The 4779-nt window shown below is 66.2% G+C and carries 2 protein-coding genes; one reads left to right on the top strand and one right to left on the bottom strand.

The window, feature by feature from the left end:
- Complete coding sequence (locus tag OZ403_RS21045) at positions 1 to 3606, top strand: ABC transporter permease/M1 family aminopeptidase (protein ID WP_268781558.1); 3606 nt, start codon at positions 1 to 3, stop codon at positions 3604 to 3606.
- Between the two features lie 4 nt (positions 3607 to 3610).
- On the opposite strand, the gene OZ403_RS21050 is transcribed toward OZ403_RS21045, so the two are convergent.
- Positions 3611 to 4147, bottom strand: a complete 537-nt coding sequence (locus OZ403_RS21050; RefSeq protein WP_140798657.1) for a DUF2378 family protein — start codon at positions 4145 to 4147, stop codon at positions 3611 to 3613.
- Positions 4148 to 4779: the final 632 nt, after the last annotated feature.

Genomic DNA, 4779 nt, shown 5'->3' on the forward strand with positions numbered 1-4779 from the left:
ATGCTCACCGCCCTCCTGACCTTCGAACTGCGGCGCCGGATGAAGATGATCTCCACCTGGGTCTACGCCCTGGTGCTGGCCGCCGCCGCCGCGATGATAACGCTAGCGATTGGCGCCGTGTTCAAGGGGTTCTCGGTGACGTCGGGCCCGGAGCTGGTCCGCGTCAACAGCCCGCACACCATCTTCTACTTCACCACTGGCATGGCCTACGTCGGCCTCTTCATGGTGGCCGCCGTCTTCGGCCAGGCCGCCTACCAGGACTTCGGCCACAACACGTGGATGCTCATCTTCACGAAGAACGTGAAGAAGGGCCCGTACCTGCTCGGCCGATTCCTGGGCGCGTACCTCTTCAGCGCGGTGCTGATGCTGGCCATCATCCCCGGGCTGCTGGTGGGCGCCGCGGGCGTGTGGCTGGTGGATGCCGAGCGGCTCGCTCCGTTCCAGCTCACTTCCTACCTCTGGCCCTACGTCGTCGGCGTCTGGCCCACGCTCTTCTTCGCCGGCGCCGTCTTCTTCTCGCTGGCCGCCCTGACGCGGCGCATGGCCCCCGTGTACGTGGGCGTCGTGGTGCTGGTGATGGGGTACCTGGTGCTCAGCGCCGCCATGTCCGACGTGCAGCACCAGGACCTGGCGTCCCTGCTGGACCCGTTCGGCTTCCTCACCTTCGAGAACGCGACCCGCTACTGGACGGCGGCCGAGCGCAACCGGGACCACGTCCCCTTCGCCGGGCTGCTGCTCGCCAACCGGTTGCTGTGGAGCGTGGTGGGCGCCGCGATACTGGGGCTGGCGGTCCTGCGCTTCCGCACCACCGTGGAGGAGCAGCGGGGACGCGGCACGCGCAAGGAGAAGGAGGCCCCCGCCCCGGTCGCCATCCCCACCGCCGTAGCGGCGCCCACGACGGGCAGCTGGCTGCGCACGGCCTTCGCCACCTCCTGGCTGGCCTACCGCGACATCCTCCGCTCCCCGGTGTTCTGGTCCTTCGTCGTGGCGGCGCTGGCCTTGGGCACCATGGGAATCTCCCTCTCGAAGCAGATATTCGGCACCGCCACCTGGCCGGTGACGTGGCAGGTGCTGGAGACGGCCACGCGAACGTTCCAGCCCTTCCTGCTCATCACCATCACCTTCTATGCGGGTGAGCTGGTGTGGAAGGAGCGCGACGCGGGGCTGGCCGACATCGTGGACGTCACGCGCGTGCCGTCCTGGGTCACCTATGGCGCGAAGCTGGGGGCGCTGCTGCTCGTGGCCTTCTCGCTCAAGGCCGTGGCGCTGGTGTCCGCGCTGCTGTCCCAGGTGCTTCGCGGCTACTTCGACATCGAGTGGAACCTCTACGCCAAGCAGCTCTTCCTGCTGGACTTCCCGCATGACGCGCTGCTGTGCGTGCTGGCCTTCTTCGCGCAGGTGCTCATCCATCAGAAGTACCTGGCGTACCTGGTGATGGTGCTCTACTTCGTCCTCCAGGCCGCGCTGGGTCTGATGGGCGTGGAAGACGCGCTGGTCCGCTACGGCTCCGAGCCCACGCTCCGTTACTCCGACCTGAACCGGTTCGGCAGCAACATCCCCGCGCTCGTATGGCACCGTGTCTACTGGTACGGGCTGGCCGCGCTGCTCGTGGCGGTGGGCTACCTGCTCACCGTCCGAGGCCGGGAGGCGCGTTGGAAGCAGCGCTGGGCGGCGGCCAAAGCGCGGCGCACGGGCGCGTGGACGGCGGCCGCGGCGCTGTCGCTCTGCGTCTTCGTCGGGGCGGGCGCGTTCATCTACTACAACACCCACATCCTCAACCCGTACATCACGAGGAAGGACCGGGAGCGGCAGCAGGCCCGCTACGAAAAGGAATACGCGTCCTACGCCGCCCTGCCCCACCCGCGCATCACCGCCGCGAAGGTCACCTTCCACATCCACCCGGAAGAACTGCGCCTAGAGGCCCTGGGCAGCTACCGCATCCGCAACAAGACAGCCGTGCCCATCTCCAAGGTGATGCTCAGCCTGCCGGACGACGCCCGGGTGCGCGGCCTGTCCCTGGCCGGCGTGACGAAGCCCGCGATGCATGACGCCGAGCTCGGCATCTTCGTCTACGAGCTGCCCACGCCGCTGGCGCCCGGCGCCGATTCCGCCATCGTGTTCGACCTGGAGTTCGGCACGAAGGGCTTCAAGCACGGTGGGGCACGCACGGACATCGTGGGCAACGGCACCTTCTTCAACAACATGAACCTGCCGGTGCTGGGCTACCAGAAGGGCGCCGAGCTGGAGGACGACCGGGACCGCAAGGACTACGACCTGCCGCCTCGCGAGCGCATGCCGGACCGCGACGACCCGAAGGCGAAGCAGGACAACTACATCCGCCAGGACTCGGACTTCATCGCCTTCGAGGCCACGGTGAGCACGGCGAAGGACCAGATTGCCATTGCCCCGGGCTACCTGGAGAAGGAGTGGACCGAGGGCAACCGCCGCTTCTTCCACTACCGGATGGACAAACCCATCCTCAACTTCTTCTCCGTCCTGTCCGCGCGCTACGAGGTGATGCGCGATACGTGGCGAGACGTTAAGTTGGAGATCTACCACCACCCCACGCACACCTTCGCGCTGGATCGGATGATGCGCGGCATGAAGGACACGCTGGAGTACTGCAGCGAGAACTTCGGGCCGTATCAGCACCGGCAGGCCCGCATCCTGGAGTTCCCCCGCTACGAGAGCTTCGCCCAGGCCTTCCCCAATACGATTCCGTATTCGGAGGCGCTGGGCTTCATCGCCCGCGTGGAGGACGGACGCGCCGACGACGTGGACTACCCGTACTACGTCACCGCGCACGAGATTGCCCACCAGTGGTGGGCGCACCAGGTGGTGGGCGCGCGCGCGCAGGGCGCCACGATGACGTCGGAGACGATGTCGCAGTACGCCGCGCTGATGGTGATGAAGCACCGCTTCGGGCCGAAGAAGATGAAGCGCTTCCTCAAGTTCGAGCTGGACCGCTACCTCGCTGGCCGCGCGTTCGAATCGAAGAAGGAGGTGCCGCTGGCACGGGTGGAACAGCAGCAGATGTACATCCACTACCAGAAGGGCAGCCTCGTCATGTACGCGCTGCAGGACTTCATCGGCGAGGAGCGGGTGAACCGCGCCCTGCGCCGCTACGTGGAGAAGGTCCGCTTCCAGGGCCCGCCGTACACCGGCTCCTCCGAGCTGCTGGGCTTCCTCCGGGAAGAGACGCCGCCGGAGTACCAGTACCTCATCGAGGACCTGTTCGAGACCATCACCCTCTACGACAACCGCGCCGTCTCCGCGCAGGTGCGGCAGAACGACAAGGGCACCTGGGACGTCACCCTCAAGGTGAAGTCGAAGAAGTACCGCGCCGATGAGAAGGGCGAACAGACGGAGGTGGACTTCAACGACTGGATGGACGTTGGCGCGCTCGACGAGCGCGGCGAGGCCGTCTTCCTAGAGAAGCGCCGGGTGACGAAGGGCGAATCGGAGCTCACCTTCACCGTTCCCGTGAAGCCCGTCCAGGTGGGCATCGACCCGCTCAACGTGCTCATCGACCGCACGTCCACCGACAACGTGACGGAGCCCACCGTCGCGTCCGCGGTAGCGCTGGGGAGCCCGTCCACGCCCTGACGGGTCAGCTCCAGCGAATGCGCAGGTCGAAGCCGTCGGGCGGCTCGTAGCGCTCCACGTTCGCCTGGGGCTCGGTGGCGCCGGCCTGCCGCAGCGCACCTTCACAGGTGCCCGCGGCGGCCTCCGCCGGGAAGGGGTAGCCCCGGAAGCGGACGCGCCAGTCCGCCGGGCCCAGGGATTCCACCTGGATGTCCACCGGGGAGAAGACGGAGCTGAAGCTCAGCGACACGCGCTTCATGGCGCGCTCGGGCCCGGCCACCTTGAGGGCAATGCCCACCACCTTGCCCACCAGGGTGTCGAAGTAGCTGCGCACCAGCTCCCGCCCCAGGGTCCGGTAGGCCGACTTACGGTCCATGCCCTGGTAGCGGTAGCGCACCGTCGCGTCCTGACAACCCGCGAACACGGCCGCGGGATAGGTGGCGCGGGGCTTGTCCATGTCGAAGCCCGCGGCCAGGAACTCGGCCTGGAGCTTCGCGTCGGGCTGCGCCATGCGGACCAGGGATTCGAACAACGTTGATTGAACAGTGACTTCGGCTGGCATCGGTGGCGCGGCACCCTAGAGAAGTCAAGCGGCTCGGGAAAGCGGATGCACCGGCGTTGTTTGACTCGCCAACGTCCGCGCTCAATCGCCGCGAAGGCCGCAGGGGTCTGGCAGTTGGAGCCGGGCCAGCAGCGTGGGCGGCATCCCCCACTCCACGGGCGTGAAGTAGACCTGGATGCCTCACATCACTCCCGATGTCTCAGTGAGTGAGAATGAATCATCCAACCCGGCGACGAAGCTGTCCTTGTGACATGCGGCGACACAAGCGTCTCGCGAGTCGAGAATCCGGAGCAACAGCCCGAAGTCGCTCCCAGCGGCCGTATTCCGATTCATGATGGAAGACGCGCACTGGCAAGGGAGCAAGGGACACGGCGGAGCCTCACAAGTGTCAGACAGTCCTGAGAGGATGTCCCCGGGCGCCAATGCCAGAGGGGGAGCCCCGCGCGACATCCGTAACAGGAATTGGGTGAAGAAACCTGGCCTCGACCGTTTCTCACCAACTTGAGACGTCGTGTCCCAGAGGGCACGCGGCTGTGACACATGCTGTAACCCATTCATACACAACCAATCTCGAGAGTTGAGAATACAGCCTTGGCTTTACGAGCAATCCGCTATTGGCGTAGGTTTTAGAT

Source organism: Myxococcus sp. NMCA1, from assembly GCF_026810205.1.
GTDB lineage: Bacteria > Myxococcota > Myxococcia > Myxococcales > Myxococcaceae > Myxococcus > Myxococcus xanthus_A.